General features: G+C 59.4%; 12 protein-coding genes. 10 read left to right on the top strand and 2 right to left on the bottom strand.

Annotation, left to right across the window (positions count from 1 at the left end; genetic code table 11):
• Nucleotides 1-26 precede the first annotated feature (26 nt).
• The 8 genes from AC30D7_RS26915 (at nt 27) to AC30D7_RS26880 (ending at nt 10,925) form a co-directional block, all read left to right on the top strand.
• A complete protein-coding gene (locus AC30D7_RS26915; RefSeq protein WP_490136095.1) occupies nt 27-2,624 on the top strand; it encodes a fimbria/pilus outer membrane usher protein in 2,598 nt (865 codons plus the stop codon).
• Nucleotides 2,625-3,067: 443 nt separating this feature from the next.
• Nucleotides 3,068-3,724 (top strand): fimbrial protein, encoded by a 657-nt coding sequence (locus AC30D7_RS26910; protein ID WP_490136094.1) that lies wholly within the window; start codon nt 3,068-3,070, stop codon nt 3,722-3,724.
• Between the two features lie 42 nt (nt 3,725-3,766).
• A complete protein-coding gene (locus AC30D7_RS26905) occupies nt 3,767-4,180 on the top strand; it encodes a DUF4398 domain-containing protein (RefSeq protein WP_490136093.1) in 414 nt (137 codons plus the stop codon).
• Between the two features lie 10 nt (nt 4,181-4,190).
• Nucleotides 4,191-4,964 carry an OmpA family protein gene (locus AC30D7_RS26900; RefSeq protein WP_490136092.1) on the top strand — a complete coding sequence of 258 codons (774 nt, stop codon included), beginning with the start codon at nt 4,191-4,193 and terminating at the stop codon, nt 4,962-4,964.
• Nucleotides 4,965-5,229: 265 nt separating this feature from the next.
• Nucleotides 5,230-6,435 (top strand): EAL domain-containing response regulator, encoded by a 1,206-nt coding sequence (locus AC30D7_RS26895; protein ID WP_490136091.1) that lies wholly within the window; start codon nt 5,230-5,232, stop codon nt 6,433-6,435.
• Between the two features lie 118 nt (nt 6,436-6,553).
• On the top strand, nt 6,554-6,931 hold the full coding sequence (locus AC30D7_RS26890) for a response regulator (protein ID WP_490136090.1): 378 nt from the start codon (nt 6,554-6,556) through the stop codon (nt 6,929-6,931).
• 142 nt (nt 6,932-7,073) lie between these two features.
• Nucleotides 7,074-7,694 carry a response regulator gene (locus AC30D7_RS26885; protein WP_490136089.1) on the top strand — a complete coding sequence of 207 codons (621 nt, stop codon included), beginning with the start codon at nt 7,074-7,076 and terminating at the stop codon, nt 7,692-7,694.
• A gap of 36 nt (nt 7,695-7,730) precedes the next feature.
• The gene (locus AC30D7_RS26880) at nt 7,731-10,925 is read left to right on the top strand and encodes a transporter substrate-binding domain-containing protein (protein ID WP_490136111.1); all 3,195 of its coding nucleotides are present in this window, start codon (nt 7,731-7,733) and stop codon (nt 10,923-10,925) included.
• Between the two features lie 3 nt (nt 10,926-10,928).
• Here the strand turns inward: AC30D7_RS26880 and dkgB are convergent, their stop codons facing one another.
• A complete protein-coding gene (dkgB, locus tag AC30D7_RS26875) occupies nt 10,929-11,732 on the bottom strand; it encodes a 2,5-didehydrogluconate reductase DkgB (protein WP_490136088.1) in 804 nt (267 codons plus the stop codon).
• A gap of 249 nt (nt 11,733-11,981) precedes the next feature.
• Complete coding sequence (locus AC30D7_RS26870) at nt 11,982-12,890, bottom strand: LysR substrate-binding domain-containing protein (protein WP_490136087.1); 909 nt, start codon at nt 12,888-12,890, stop codon at nt 11,982-11,984.
• 105 nt (nt 12,891-12,995) lie between these two features.
• On the opposite strand from AC30D7_RS26870, the gene AC30D7_RS26865 reads away from it, so the two are divergent.
• Nucleotides 12,996-13,865: a pirin family protein gene (locus tag AC30D7_RS26865; protein ID WP_490136086.1), complete on the top strand. Its 870-nt coding sequence runs from the start codon at nt 12,996-12,998 to the stop codon at nt 13,863-13,865.
• Nucleotides 13,866-13,984: 119 nt separating this feature from the next.
• Nucleotides 13,985-14,611, top strand: a complete 627-nt coding sequence (gene ycaC / locus AC30D7_RS26860; protein ID WP_490136085.1) for an isochorismate family cysteine hydrolase YcaC — start codon at nt 13,985-13,987, stop codon at nt 14,609-14,611.
• Nucleotides 14,612-14,684: the final 73 nt, after the last annotated feature.

Here is a 14,684-nt window from a genome sequence, read left to right as displayed (position 1 = left end):
CGAACGTTCTAGCGCACGAGTAACTTATGACGACTTTTCCAAGCCAGGGGGCTCGCCCGCAGGCACGCCCTCGCTTTGCCCTGAATCCGCTGACGGTCTTGATCCTCAAGACGCTGGCGAGTGTCACAGGTGTATTGGCGGCCCAGACGGCTTTGGCTGAAGACGTGCAGTTCAACGACGCATTCTTGCCCGAGGACTCGCGCAGCCTTGACCTGACCCAATATCAGCAAGGCAACCCGGTGTTGCCCGGTGAGTACCGCGCAGACGTGGCGGTCAACGGTAAACTGGTCAATCGCCAGGACATTCGCATCAATGCCGAGGCCGACGGCAGCCGCCCGACCGTGTGTTTCAGCCGCGGCTTGCTGGAGCTGATCGGCGTGGACCTGCGTCGGCTGTCGCCTGAGGCCACCTTGAGTGTGGAAAGCGGCGCGTCGTGTCTGGACATTGCGCAGTTGATCGAAGGCGCCAGTGCGAACTTTTCGCCGTCTAGCCAGCAATTGGATGTCAGCATCCCGCAGATCGCCCTGCGCCGTGATGCCCGGGGTTACGTCAGCCCCGAGCTGTGGGATCGCGGCGTTACCGCCGGGACGCTGAGCTATAACTTCAACGCTAACCACAACAAGACCGACAGCGGCAATTATGACTCGGCCTACCTGGGCCTGAATGCCGGGTTGAACCTCGGTGACTGGCGTCTGCGTCATAACGGCTCGGCGAGCTGGGACAAGCAGACCGGTCAGGCTTATCAAGTGTTGAACACCTACGCCCAGCGCGATATCACCTCGCTCAAGAGCCAGTTGACGGTGGGCGAGGCCAACACCAGTGGCGAGATTTTCGACACCCTGGCCTATCGCGGTGTGCAACTGGGCACCGATGACCGCATGCTGCCCGAGTCCCAGCGTGGTTATGCCCCGGTGATCCGTGGCATTGCCCGCACCAGCGCCCGGGTGGCGGTGCGGCAGGCCGGCAATCTTCTTTTCGAGACCACGGTGGCGCCGGGCGCCTTCGTGATCGATGACCTGTACTCCACCGGCTACGGTGGCGACCTGGAAGTCACTGTCTACGAAGCCGATGGCAGTGAGCAGACATTCATTGTGCCGTTCGCTTCTACCGCGCAGTTGCTGCGCCCCGGCACGTCGCGCTTCAACGTCACCGCCGGTGAAACCCGCAACAACTACATCGACAGTCAGGCAAAACTGTTGCAGGGCACCTATCAACGCGGCTTGAACAATGTCTTCACCGGTTATGGCGGTACTCAGCTCAGTAACGACTATCACTCGGCGCTCGGCGGCCTGGCCTTCAGCACGCCGATCGGTGCCATGGCGGTCGACCTGACCCACGCCCAGACTGATCTGAAAAGCGGCCCGGCGAGTGGTCAGAGTGCGCGTCTGAGCTACAGCAAAAACATCCTCAGCACCGGCAGTAACTTTGCCGTGGCCGCCACGCGCTTCTCCACGGAAAACTACCTGGACTTCAGCAACGCCGTGCAACTGCTCGACGCCGAGCGCAATGGCCTGGACACCAGCCTGTACGGTCGCCCGCGCAGTCGTCTGTCATTGACCGCCAACCAGAGCCTGGGGGACTGGGGCCAGGTGGCGTTCAGCGGTTATACCCAGAATTACTGGAACCTGCCGGGCAGGGATCTTCAGTACCAGTTCAGCTACAACAAACAGGTGCGTTCGGTCAGCTATGGCGTGAGTGCCAACCGCAGCCGTATCGGTCTGGGCGACATGGATAACAGCTTGCTGTTTACCGTGAGCATGCCCCTGGAATTCGGCTCCACGGTCAACCGTCCGCAACTGTCGGCGCGCGTCATGCGTGACACCAACGGCAACTTCAGCGAGCAGGCGACCCTCAGTGGGACCGCCGGTGAAGATCGTCAGTACAACTATGGCGTCACCGGCGGCCACGATGGCGCGACGCGTACCAATAGCACCTCGGTCAACGGTCAGTACATCGGCCCGAAAGCCATCGTCGGCGCAACAGTCAGCCGTGGCGAGGGTTACGACAGCCTGTCACTCAATGCCAGCGGCAGTGTGGTGGCTCACCCGAACGGCGTGACTCTGACCCCTTACCGCGGCGAAACCATGGCGGTGATCACGGCCGAAGGCGCCGAGGGCGCGAAAGTGGTCGGCTTCCCGGGCCTGAGACTCGACGGTCGCGGCAATGCGGTGGTGCCGTACTTGCGGCCTTATGAATTGAACGAAGTGGCGATCGATCCGCTGGGCACCTCCATGGATGTCGAACTGACCGAAACCAGTCAGCAAGTAGCGCCGCGGGCCGGTGCCGTGGTGGCGTTGAAATACGGCACCAACAATGGTCAGGCGTTGTTGCTCAACGTGACGTTGGCTGACGGCAGCCCGCTGCCGTTCGGCGCCGGTGTGGTCGATGACCGTGGTGTGTCGGTGGGTGTGGTCGGGCAGGGCGGACAGCTCTATGCCCGGGTCAAGGAAGACGCGCGCCGGCTGTTGATCAGTTGGGGCACTCAGGCCGGTCAGCAATGTGCGCTGCCGTTGCCACCCGGCAACAGCGCCGGCCAGCAACTGCGTCAGGTGGACGCGGTGTGCGCGGTCGCTCAATCAGACAATCGCGTTGCTTCTGTGAACAGCGCACAGGGGATCAAGTGATGAAGAAGATGCGAATGTTCAAGTCGAGTGGGGCGGTACTGGGGTTGTCGTTGGTAGCGGGGATGGCGATGGCTGATTGTCAGTTCACGCAAGGCGCTCCTGCGTTCAATACCATGCAGCTGCTGGGCGGCAGTATCACTGTTGGACGAGATGTTCCGCTGGGAGCTGAAGTCTATCGGCAGACCTTTCAAGTCCCGGCCAGTACCGTAATCACTTGTACAGTTGCAAGCGCAAACATACAGCGTATCCGCACATTACCGGTGACTCCGTTGCCTTTATCCAGTTGGACCGGCTCGCCGTGGGGAGGGCATGTTTACCAGACCGGAGTCCCTGGTATCGGCGTAGCTGTCTGGTTCTCCGGTAGGGCATTACCGTCCACTGAGAATTATGGGAACTGTGGGGGCGGGACAGTTAACTGTAATTGGACAGGTGTTCAAGGAGCGATGTCCTATGACTTGTCTTTTATCAAGATTGGTGACGTATCCCCCGGCACTATTCAGGGGGCTTCTTTGCCGACCATGGATCAGAAATGGGTTAGTACCAACACTCTTGATATGCAGCGTGTAAACGTCTCAGGCAGCTTGAATGTCGTGTCCCGGACCTGCTCGACTCCGGATGTACCGGTGCCTATGGGCACCTACATGCTCAGCGAGTTCTCGGGCAAAAACAGCTTTACACCCTGGAAGGATTTCTCCATTGCGCTGAATAACTGTCCTGCCTTCAATGGTTACTATCAGGACACTGGGCCACGCTGGTTGAATGATGGCACCACTAACAACCTGGACTCGCGCAAAAATAACGTACTGCAAGTGCGCCTGGACCCGACCCGAGCGGCGATCACTCCTAACCTGGGAATCATGAGTCTTAACCCCAGCGCCCCCGGCGACGATCCGGCGGCGACCGGTGTCGGTCTGCAAGTGGCCGACAAAGATGGCACACCGTTGCCGTTGGCCACGTTGCGCGCCAGCGGCATCACACCCAGGCCGCAGGAAGGCGGCAGTTACACCATCCCGTTGAAGGCGCGCTACATCCAGACCGGCGACAGCATCACTGCCGGCCCGGCCAATGCCACCGCGACTTTCACCATCAATTACTACTGACCGTTGTTTTGTTTGAGTTCACTTCACTGTTAGGAGCGTTAGATGACTATTGAACGTATGTTTTGCCGTGCGCGTGTTTCAGCGTGCCTGTTGATCATGACCGGGGCCTTGAGTGCTTGCGCCAGTGCGCCGATTCCCGAGCAACAGATAACGCTGTCCAGGGATGCGCTGACTCGCGCGGTGTCTGCCGAGGCGACGCAATATGCGCCATTGGAAATGAAGTCTGCTCAGGACAAAAACCTGCTGATGGAACGTGCTCTTGGCGAGAAAAACTATACCCAGGCCAAAACCCTGGCCGAGCAAGTCGAAGCCGACGCCAACCTCGCCGAGCGCAAGGCCCGGGCCTTGAAATGGCAGCGGCAATTGACCGATGCCCGTAACGGTATCCAGGTGCTCAAGCAAGAAATGCTGCAAGACCCGGCCACCGGCTTCAATCCACCGTCCAGTGCTCAATAAGGAGCCGACCATGCGTACTTCTCTGCTGTTGCCTGCCGTATCCGTCGTGGGCCTGATGCTTGCCGGTTGCGCCACACCGCCGGAAAACCCACAACTGTTGCAGGCCCGCGATCATTTCAGTGCCCTGCAAAGCAAACCGGAATCGAACACCCTGGCGGCCATCGAAACCAAGGATGCATTTGCTGCGCTGAACAAGGCTGACCAGGCCTCGCTCGTCGATCGCAAGGCTCCACAGGTCGAGCAATTGGCGTACCTGGCAAGCCAGAAAATCGCCCTGGCGGAACAAACCATTGCCGGGCGCAAAGCCGAAGCCGATCTGAAAAACATTGATGCCGAACGCACCCGAGTGCAACTCGACGTGCGCACTCAGCAACTCAAGGCATTGCAAGCGTTGAAGGCCAAAAAGACCGAGCGAGGAGAGGTGGTCACCTTCGGTGACGTGCTGTTCGATACAGGCAAGGCCGACCTGAAGTACGGCAGCCAGCGCAATTTCCAGAAGCTGGCGCAGTACCTGTCCGACAACCCGGAGCGCAAGGTACGCATCGAAGGCTTTACCGATGATGTGGGCAGCGATGCCTTCAACCAGCGTCTGTCTGAGCGTCGCGCCGATGCGGTGGCCTTTGCTCTCAAGCAAATGGGCATCGGTGCAGAGCGTTTGATTACCACGGGCTATGGCAAGCAATACCCCATTGCTGATAACGGCAACGCACAATCCCGGCAGATGAATCGTCGTGTGGAAGTAATTATTTCCTACGGTGCTACCGCTGTCGGGTCTCGTAACTAGCCCATGATCGCGAGCTTCAAGTGAGCTCGCCTTTATGCTCTGGAGTGTCGTACCCGGGTTGTCCGTACTTGGGTTATCGCTACCTTTGGCAAGCCAGGCAGGTCGATCGGATAACCGGGCCTGCTTGCTCACTTTCGGCTTTTCATGGGCCGAGCGTTGAAATGTTGCTTGAGAAAATTCCTACAATTTTTCAGACGTTTCCTAAATAGTCTGCCCTTCATGTCATGGACAATCGTCCTGCCTATCTACAGACGAGACGACCTCCATGCCTATCCTGCCGCTTCGTGTCCTGGTGCTTGAAGACCATCCCTTCCAGCGTTCCGTGGCCGTGAACATGCTCCGTTCGTCAGGTTGCCGCGAGGTCTTCGAAGCCAGTGACGGTGCTCAGGCATTGGCCGTTCTGCAAGCGCACGGCCCGGTGGATATCGCCCTTTGTGATTTGCAGATGGAAGGCATGGACGGCCTGGAGTTTTTGCAGCGGGTCGGCGCGTCGGGGCAGGTGAAGTCGATCATCATCAGCAGTTCGCTTTCAGCCGATCTGCGTCGGGCGGTGCATCAAATTGTTTCCCTGCTGGGCCTGGCATTGCTGGGTGATGTCGGCAAGCCTCTGCATGCGCAAGTGCTGGAGCATCTATTGAAAAAATATGTTCACGGCCCGACCACCGAGCACCTGTCGTCGCCCCCCGTGGAGCTGGCCACCGAGCAAGACGTGCGACAGGCATTGGCCGAGCAGCAATTGCAACCCTGGTATCAACCCAAATTCAACCTGCTGACCGGTGAAGTTTGTGGCGTCGAGGTGCTCTGTCGCTGGCTGCATCCATTGCGGGGGGTTATTTCACCCGCGATGTTCATGCCGATCCTGGAGCGCTGCGGGTTGATGGACGAGTTGCTGTTCTCTCAACTGGATCAGGCGTTGCGGTTGCAGCGACATGCCAGGCATCGCGGTTTCGCGCTGGATATGGCGTTCAACCTGCAAGCGCTGCAATTGGCCAACAGCGAGCTGACTTCAACCATCAAAGGCATTCTGGCGGGGCATTCGGCTTCCGGTTCCAGCCTGACTTTCGAACTGACCGAAAGTGGCCTGCTGGAAGCGCCGGCCACCAGTCTGGAAAGCCTGGTGCGTTTGCGGATGATGGGCTGCCGATTGTCGATCGACGATTTCGGCGCCGGATTCTCATCACTGCAGCGCCTGTGTCAGTTGCCGTTCAACGAGATCAAGCTCGACGCCGAATTCGTCCGTACCCTGGAACACGAGCCACGCTGCCGGGCGGTGATCAGCAGCACTTTGGCGCTAGGCGAGACCCTCGGCATGACGGTAGTGATTGAAGGCATCGAGACCGACGCGCAGCGCCAGCAGTTGCTGGAATTGGGGTGCACACAAGGTCAGGGCTATTGGTATGCGCGGCCAATGAGCGGGGAGGACCTGCTGAACTGGTTGCAACTGCGTGGCGAAAGCCGATCCCTTTCCTGAGCGCTACGTGCTTTGGGGGATAGGTCGCGTAATTTTTAGGAAGAGTCCTACAGAACATTTCGTGGGCCTTCCGTAGCCTTGCCGCCTCACTCATCAGCCATAGACCTGGAGGCCCGCGATGATCAACAAAGCCTTGCGCATCCTGATCGCCGACGAACAGCATTTTCACCGGATGAAAACCGAGCGGTTGTTCAATCAGCTCGGTTATTACCGAGTGGCACCGGTGCAAAACCTCGCCGACATGCTGAACCTGGTCGAGTACGGTTGTGAGCCGTTCGACCTGGTGCTCATCAATGCCTCTCTGGCGGCAGGGGCATTGGATTTGTCCGGGTTCTTCCGCGATAACCGCCAGGTTCACCACGCCTTGATCTACGACGACCACGCGACGATGCCGGATTTGGCAGCCATTCGACGGCTGATGGCGCACATCGATCTGTCTGTGTATGAAGCTGCACCGCTTCTGGATCACGAGCGGAGTCGCCAACGGATTGGCTGAGTTCAGGGTTACCGTTCGTCGCTACTATCATTTCTGACAGGTACATTTTTTCTGCTTTCCATGCAAAAGTCATCGCGTAGCCGCTGCGTCTATCCCGGCGGTTAGCGGCGGGCAATCGTTGAGTTTTTGCAAAGGAATTGCCATGAAGAAAGCGCTGCTTGTGGACGATCATCCGGTGATACGCGCCGCAGTCAGACTTGTACTCGAGCGGGAGGGTTTCAACCACTTCTATGAGGCGTCCAGTGTTGGCGAGGCCTTGTCGATACTTCGTGAGCATGCAGTCGATCTGGTGGTACTGGATCTGGTGATGCCCGGTGGTGATGGGCTGGAGCTGCTGAGCCGGATCAAGGCCAATGATTGGTTATGTCTGGTATTGGTTTTCACCTCCCTGGATCCGCTGTTTTTTCAAGAGCGTTGCATGCGCGCTGGGGCCATGGCGTACGTCGCCAAGACCAACGACTTGAATCAATTGCAAAAAGCCGCGCACGCAGTCATGGCCAACTACACCTTTTTCGTCCGACTGCCTTCGGTGTCGCAGGACCCCCTGCAACGCAGCGAGAAAGAGATGATCGACAAACTTTCCAACCGCGAACTGACGATCCTGCGGTATTTGGCTCAGGGCATGAGTAACAAGGCTATCGCCGAGCTTATGCACCTGAGTCACAAGACCGTCAGCACCTACAAGACCCGTTTGGTCGAAAAACTGGGGGTGAATGCAGCAGTGCACCTGCGCGATTTCGCCAAGCGCAATCATCTGATCTGAGTGAACCCGACCGTGCGCATCTTCCTGTGGGCGTTGATGTTGTGCCTTGCAACGCAGGTTTCCCCTGCGATGGCCGACGAGCCGCACCCGCTGCGTCTGCTGGGACGTTCCACAGTGGAGAGTTTCCAGGTCAAGCTGGATGAAAAGGACTGGCGATGGCTGCGCGATAAACGGGTTCTGCGCCTGGGGGTGACGGGGCTCGACTACCCGCCATTCGAGGTGACGCGCCACAGCGATGAGCTGGAGGGTATCACGGCCGATTACGCCGAACTGTTGGGGCAACTGCTGCATGTCAGGATCGAGGTGCTGCGGTATGCCACCCGTGAAGTCGCCATGGACGCCCTCAAGCGCCATGAGCTGGATCTGCTCGGAACATCGAACAACTTCGAGGCGGCCGATCCGTCGCTGACCAGATCCCGGGCCTATGCCGAAGATCAGCCGATGCTGGCCACTCGGCTGGACGAGCGTATGCCTGTCGATCTTGCCGGCAAATGTATTGCCATGGTTGAAGACTATTTGCAGGCGCAGGCGGTTGAAGATTTCTATCCCGACGCTCACTTGCGGCGTTACCCCTCGACCCTTGACGCGCTCGGGGCCGTGGCGTTCGATCAGTGCGATGTGTACCTGGGCGACTTCATCAGCGCCAATTACCTGATCAACAACAATTACCTCAATAACGTTCATCTGGTGGGGCCTTCCGGTCTGGATGCCAACCCGTTTGGCTTCGCTCTGGCATTGGATAACCCGCGTCTGAAAGGCATCGTCGACAAGGCGCTGGCGGCGATCCCCATGGATCAGCGCTTGGCCATCGAGGTGCGCTGGAGTGCGGGCAGGGCCAGTACGATGGGTCAACAACAAGTGCAATTGAGCGCCAACGAGCAACGCTGGCTGGACCGGCATCCGACGGTCACCGTCGGCGCGATCGACGACTTCGCCCCGCTGACATTCTATGACTCCCAAGGTCGGTTGAGCGGGTTGACGGCACAGTTGCTGACGCTGATCAGCCAGCGCAGTGGTTTGACCTTCGAGGTGCAACGCGGCCACTCGCTGGACCGGCAAATCGAGCAACTTCAGGGCGGCGAGATCGACCTGTTGCCAGTGGTCACGCCCAGTACCGAGCGCGAAAACACGTTGCTCTTTACCCGCGCCTACCTCAATAACCCCTTCGTGCTGGTCAGTAAAACGAAAGCGGACAGCCCCAGGACGCTGGATGATCTGGCCGGTAAACGCCTGGCAATTTATCGCGGTCATCCGTTGTTCGGGTTCATTCAGGCCCGGGGGCCGCAGGTGCGCCTGGTTGAGGTGCAAAGTCCGGCCGAGGGCATGGAACGGGTGATCGAGGGACAGGCTGACGCGACGCTCAGTTCATTGATCGTCGCCCGTTACCTGATCGCCCGGCAGTATCGCGAGCAACTGCGTGTCAGCAGCACCGTGGGCGATCAGCCCGCCCGTATCGCCCTGGCCACTGCCCGTGGCGCGCAGGAGTTGCATTCGATTCTGAACAAGGCATTGCTGAGCATTTCGCCGCAGGAAATGGACGAGCTGGTGGCACGTTGGAGCCATGATGTGGTGGTGGATGACAGCTATTGGCTGCGCCATCGCCAGGGCATTCTTCAGGCCTTTGCCGTGGCGGGCGCCTTGCTGTTGCTCGCCCTGGGCTGGATTGCCTGGCAGCGTCGGCAGATCCGCCAGCGCCAGCAATGGTTGCAGCAATTACAGGACGCCAAGGACGTGGCGGACGACGCCAATCGCGCCAAATCCACCTTTCTGGCGACCATGAGTCATGAGATCCGCACGCCGATGAACGCGCTGATCGGCATGCTCGAACTGGCCTTGAAGCGCGCGGACGAGGGCGTCACCGACCGTTCTGCCATTGAGGTGGCGTCCAGTGCCGGCCAACAATTGTTGGCATTGATCGGCGACATTCTGGATATCGCGCGGATCGAGTCAGGGCATTTATCCCTGACCCCTGAGCGAGCCAATCTGCAGGCGCTGGTGGCGTCGGTGTGTCGGGTTTTCGAAGGCCTTGCACGGCAGAAAGCGCTGGCGTGGCGAATCGATCTGGACGAATACAGCGACTGCGATGTGTTGATCGACCCCATCCGTTTCAAGCAGGTGTTGTCCAATCTGCTGAGCAACGCCATCAAGTTCACCCGTGAGGGTGAAGTGAGCTTGACGCTGCGAGTGGCGCCCGCCATGTCGGGGCATCTGGCGGTCAGCGTGCGCATTAAAGACACCGGCATTGGCATCAGCGCCGTCGACCGGCAACGGCTGTTCAGCCCGTTCAGCCAGGCCGATAACGGCCGACAGTCCGCTCGAAGCGGTTCTGGCCTGGGGTTGGTGATCAGCCGCACCGTGTGCGAAATGATGGGTGGCCGATTGCAACTCGACAGCGTCCTCGGACAGGGCACGCGAGTGGACATTGACCTTGAGCTGACCGCCTTGTCACCGTTGGCTTCCAGTGGCGAGGTGGAGAGCGGGTTGCAGGTGCCGACGCGGGCGCTAACGATTCTGGTAGTCGATGATCACCCGGCCAACCGCTTGTTGCTTTCGCGACAACTGAACCACCTGGGGCATCAGGTTCTGGAGGCCGAGGAGGGCGCGCGGGGGCTTGAGATGTGGCGCGAGCATGGCTTCGATCTGGTCGTTACCGACTGCAATATGCCGATGTTCAGTGGTTATAAGCTGGCGGAAGCCATACGCAAAGAAGAGCGCGCCCAAGGATTGCCACCGACGCTGATTCTGGGGTTTACCGCCAATGCGCAACCCGAGGAGAAGGTCCGATGCGCGGGGGCAGGCATGGACGACTGCCTGTTCAAACCCATCCTGCTGGCGGATTTGAACGCTTGGCTGGCGTCCAGGTTTGCCAGTCAGACGCCAGAGCACATCGATGAAACATCAACGCCCGAGATGGACCTGAGTGGCCTGGAGCAATACGTCGGTGCAGACCGCACGTTGATTGATAGTCTGGTGCGCGAACTGAAGGTGACCAATCGGGTGGATCGGGATGATTTGCTCGAGGCGCACGCCAATGGCAATCACCGTGTGCTGCGCGACCTGGCGCACCGCATAAAGGGCGGTGCGCGCATGGTTCGGGCACAGCGCTTGATCGAGGGCTGCGAGCAACTGGAGCTTGTCATCAACGGGGGAGATCCGGTGCTGCTCAAGCAAGCTGTCGATCGATTGCAGCACGCGATGTCATCACTGGATGAACGCTTGAAGCAACGCTGAAACTCAATCCCATTGTGGTGCAATGCCTTTGGGGCTGGTCAGTCGCTGGCCGCGATCCAGGCCGGCGATCAGCGCCATGTCGGCGTCGCTCAGGGTCAGGGCGCAGGCGCGCAGGTTGCTTTGCAGGTTGGCGCGTTTGGTTGAAGAAGGGATCACCGCATATCCCAGCTGCATGGCCCAAGCCAGGGTGACTTGGGCCGGTGTCGCCTGAAGGCGATCGGCGATCTGCTGGATGACCCGATCTTTCAGCACTTCGCCGTAGGCCAGGGTCATGTAAGAGGTGATCTGGATGCCCTGGCTTTGCGCGAACTCGACGACCTTGCGGTTTTGCAGGTACGGGTGCAGCTCGATCTGGTGGGTGGCAATGTTTTCGGCGCCGACCGCAGCGATGGCTTGCTTCATCAGGTCGACCGTGAAGTTGGACACGCCGATCCGGCGGGTCAGGCCCAGTCGTTTGGCTTCGAGCAGCGCACCCATGAATTCTTCGACCGGCACCTGATCTTCCGGCGACGGCCAGTGGATCAGCGTCAGGTCCAGATAGTCGGTTTGCAGCTTATCCAGGCTCTCTTTGAGGCTATCGATCAACCGGTCTTTGGCGTAATTGGCGACCCAGATTTTGCTGGTGATGAACAACTCTTCACGGGCAATGCCGCTGGCGGCGATGGCCTGGCCGACTTCGGCTTCGTTCTCGTAGATCTGCGCGGTGTCGATGACCCGGTAGCCCAGTTCAAGGCCGGTGCTCACCGAATCGATGACCACCTGACCTTGCAGGCGAAACGTACCAAGACCGAATGCGGGAATAGACATCAATGACTCCGAGGGTTGCAGTGGGAATGGGCGTGAGTATCCCCGGCTGTACCTTTGAGAAAAACCGCTGCCGGGACAAAACACTGTTTACCGCAAATCATGAATGGGATGTTTCAAGGGGCATTGATGGTGTTTGGGCTGATGCCATCGCGAGCAGGCTCGCTTCCGCAGGGAATCTGTGGTGGATACAGATCCAATGTGGGAGCGAGCCTGCTCGCGATGGCCGCGACACGGTTCAGAGTCTTGATCCTAAGCCATATCGCTACGACTGAATTCCTCACCGAGAAAGTCGATCAAGGTGCGCACCGACGGCAGCAGTCCGCGGCGTGAAGGGAAGATCGCATGCACGATCCCGCACTTGGGCGTCCAGCCCGGCACCAGTTCCACCAGTCGGCCGGCGGCCATGTCATCACGCACCACCACTTTGGGCAGGTGGGCGATGCCGATGCCGGCGAGCACCGCGTGACGCAAGGCCAGCAAGTCGTCGGTGACCATTCGCGGGGTATGGCGAATCAGCGCGCTGGCACCGTCGGCGCCAAACAATTCCCACTGATATTCACGCTGCGCGCTACCCCAGTGCACGCTCGGCAAGCCGCTGAGATCTGCCGGCGTGGCCGGTGACGACAGGCGCTGAGCAAACGCCGGGCTCCCCACCAGGCACTGGGTGCTGTTGCCCAGCACCTTCATCACCATGTCGGTGTTTTCCAGCGGCGGAAAACGCACGCGCAGGGCGATGTCGATCCCCTCGTGGATCAGATCGACCCGACGGTTGGTGCTTTCGATGAACAACTCCACCAACGGGTATTTGAGCATGTAGCGGGTGAGCATCGGCCCGACCCAGGTATTCAGCAGCGCGGTAGGACAACTGATGCGCACCACGCCCTGGGGTTCGGAACGGTTGCGTTCGATCAGTTCGGCGGCACTTTCGGCTTCCACCCGCATGGCCAGGCAGCGCTGGTAATAAGCCTGGCCGATTTCGGTCAATGAGCAATGCCGGCTGCTGCGGTGCAGCAAGCGCACACCCAGGCGTTCTTCAAGCTCGGCGATGCGCCGGCTGAGCTTGGATTTGGGCATGTCCAGCGCACGCCCGGCCGGGGCGAAACCGTGATGTTCCACCACTTGGGTGAAGTAATAGAGGGTGTTGAGGTCTTCCACCATCGTTCTCCAAATAGAACGCTAAGGTTGATTTTTGCAGTCTAGCGCACCAAAGGTCACGGTTTTAAGCTTTGTCCATCGCGTCACACAACAGATTCGGAGGCAAAGATGAAAAACATCATCGGTATCTACACCAGCCCGCGACCTCATTGGGTCGGCGACGGTTTTCCGGTTCGCACGCTGTTTTCCTACGACAATCTGGGTAAACACATCAGCCCGTTCCTGCTGCTGGATCACGCAGGCCCCGCCGAATTCACCCCGACCACCGAGCGTCGTGGCGTGGGTCAGCATCCGCACCGCGGGTTCGAAACCGTGACGATCGTCTACAAGGGCGAACTGGAGCACCGCGACTCCACCGGCAGCGGCGGCAAGATCGGCCCCGGCGACGTGCAATGGATGACCGCAGCCTCGGGGATTCTTCATGAAGAGTTCCACTCCGAAGGTTTCGCCAAAACCGGCGGCACCCTGGAAATGGTGCAGCTGTGGGTCAACCTGCCGGCCAGGGACAAGATGGCCGAGCCCGGTTACCAGACGATTCTCGATGGCGACATCCCGCGCCTCCCGCTGAAAAACAACGCCGGCAGCCTGCGCTTGATTGCCGGTGAGTTTGACGGCCACAAAGGCCCGGCACGGACGTTCACGCCGATTGACGTGTGGGATGTGCGCTTGAACGGCGGCAAGTTGCTGACCCTGGATCTGCATGAAGGGCGCAACACCGCAGTGGTGGTGCTGCGCGGCACGGTTCAGGTCAATCAAAAGGAACTGGTGCGTGAAGGGCAGTTGGCGTTGTTCGAACGCAACGGTGATCAGCTCAGCCTGGAAGCCAACAACAACGACGCTGTGGTGCTGCTGCTCAGCGGCGAGCCGATCGACGAACCCATCGTCGGCCACGGTCCGTTTGTGATGAACACCGAACAAGAGATCCACCAGGCCTTCGTCGACTTCCAGTCCGGCCGGTTCGGTCGGATGAGCGGTTGAATTCAATGCAGTACTGCGGCGGGCTTGACTGACTGCGTTCACCCAGCCGCGTTTAAACGAAAAATCAGTGTTCACTTACGCCGGCCCGTTCGGCATCGATTAAAAGCGAGGATTACCCCATGACGACTTCCTACAAACGTCTCGACAAAGATAACGCCGCCGTTCTGCTGGTCGATCATCAGGCAGGTCTGCTGTCGCTGGTGCGCGACATCGACCCGGACCGCTTCAAGAACAACGTGCTGGCCCTGGCCGACCTGGCCAAGTACTTCAAGCTGCCGACGATCCTGACCACCAGTTTTGAAACCGGCCCCAACGGCCCGCTGATGCCGGAACTCAAGGCACTGTTCCCGGACGCGCCCTATATCGCTCGCCCTGGCCAGATCAACGCCTGGGACAACGAAGACTTCGTCAAGGCGATCAAGGCTACTGGCAAGAAACAGTTGATCATCGCCGGTGTGGTGACCGAAGTCTGCGTGGCGTTCCCGGCACTGGCGGCCCTGGCCGAAGGCTTTGAAGTGTTCGTGGTGACCGACGCCTCCGGCACGTTCAACGAACTGACCCGTCAATCGGCATGGGACCGCATGTCGTCATCCGGCGCCCAGCTGATGACCTGGTTCGGCCTGGCTTGTGAGCTGCATCGCGACTGGCGTAACGACGTGGAAGGTCTGGCGACTCTGTTCTCCAATCACATCCCGGACTACCGCAACCTGATGACCAGCTACAACACCCTGACCAACAGCAAGTAACAACCAATGGTGGGAGCGGGCTTGCTCGCGAAGGCTGCTTAACATTCAACAATAATGTTGACTGTTACACCGC

The sequence above is a fragment of the Pseudomonas sp. DF5 genome (genome assembly GCF_058148225.1).
The sequence above is the reverse complement of the archived record's forward strand: the minus strand, read 5'-3'. Positions and strand labels throughout refer to the sequence as shown.

Coding starts and splice junctions, on each gene's coding strand:
- AC30D7_RS26915 (WP_490136095.1), top strand. CDS start 27: ATGACGACTTTTCCAAGCCAGGGGGCTCGCCCGCAGGCACGCCCTCGC.
- AC30D7_RS26910 (WP_490136094.1), top strand. CDS start 3,068: ATGTCCTATGACTTGTCTTTTATCAAGATTGGTGACGTATCCCCCGGC.
- AC30D7_RS26905 (WP_490136093.1), top strand. CDS start 3,767: ATGACTATTGAACGTATGTTTTGCCGTGCGCGTGTTTCAGCGTGCCTG.
- AC30D7_RS26900 (WP_490136092.1), top strand. CDS start 4,191: ATGCGTACTTCTCTGCTGTTGCCTGCCGTATCCGTCGTGGGCCTGATG.
- AC30D7_RS26895 (WP_490136091.1), top strand. CDS start 5,230: ATGCCTATCCTGCCGCTTCGTGTCCTGGTGCTTGAAGACCATCCCTTC.
- AC30D7_RS26890 (WP_490136090.1), top strand. CDS start 6,554: ATGATCAACAAAGCCTTGCGCATCCTGATCGCCGACGAACAGCATTTT.
- AC30D7_RS26885 (WP_490136089.1), top strand. CDS start 7,074: ATGAAGAAAGCGCTGCTTGTGGACGATCATCCGGTGATACGCGCCGCA.
- AC30D7_RS26880 (WP_490136111.1), top strand. CDS start 7,731: ATGTTGTGCCTTGCAACGCAGGTTTCCCCTGCGATGGCCGACGAGCCG.
- dkgB (WP_490136088.1), bottom strand. CDS start 11,732: ATGTCTATTCCCGCATTCGGTCTTGGTACGTTTCGCCTGCAAGGTCAG.
- AC30D7_RS26870 (WP_490136087.1), bottom strand. CDS start 12,890: ATGGTGGAAGACCTCAACACCCTCTATTACTTCACCCAAGTGGTGGAA.
- AC30D7_RS26865 (WP_490136086.1), top strand. CDS start 12,996: ATGAAAAACATCATCGGTATCTACACCAGCCCGCGACCTCATTGGGTC.
- ycaC (WP_490136085.1), top strand. CDS start 13,985: ATGACGACTTCCTACAAACGTCTCGACAAAGATAACGCCGCCGTTCTG.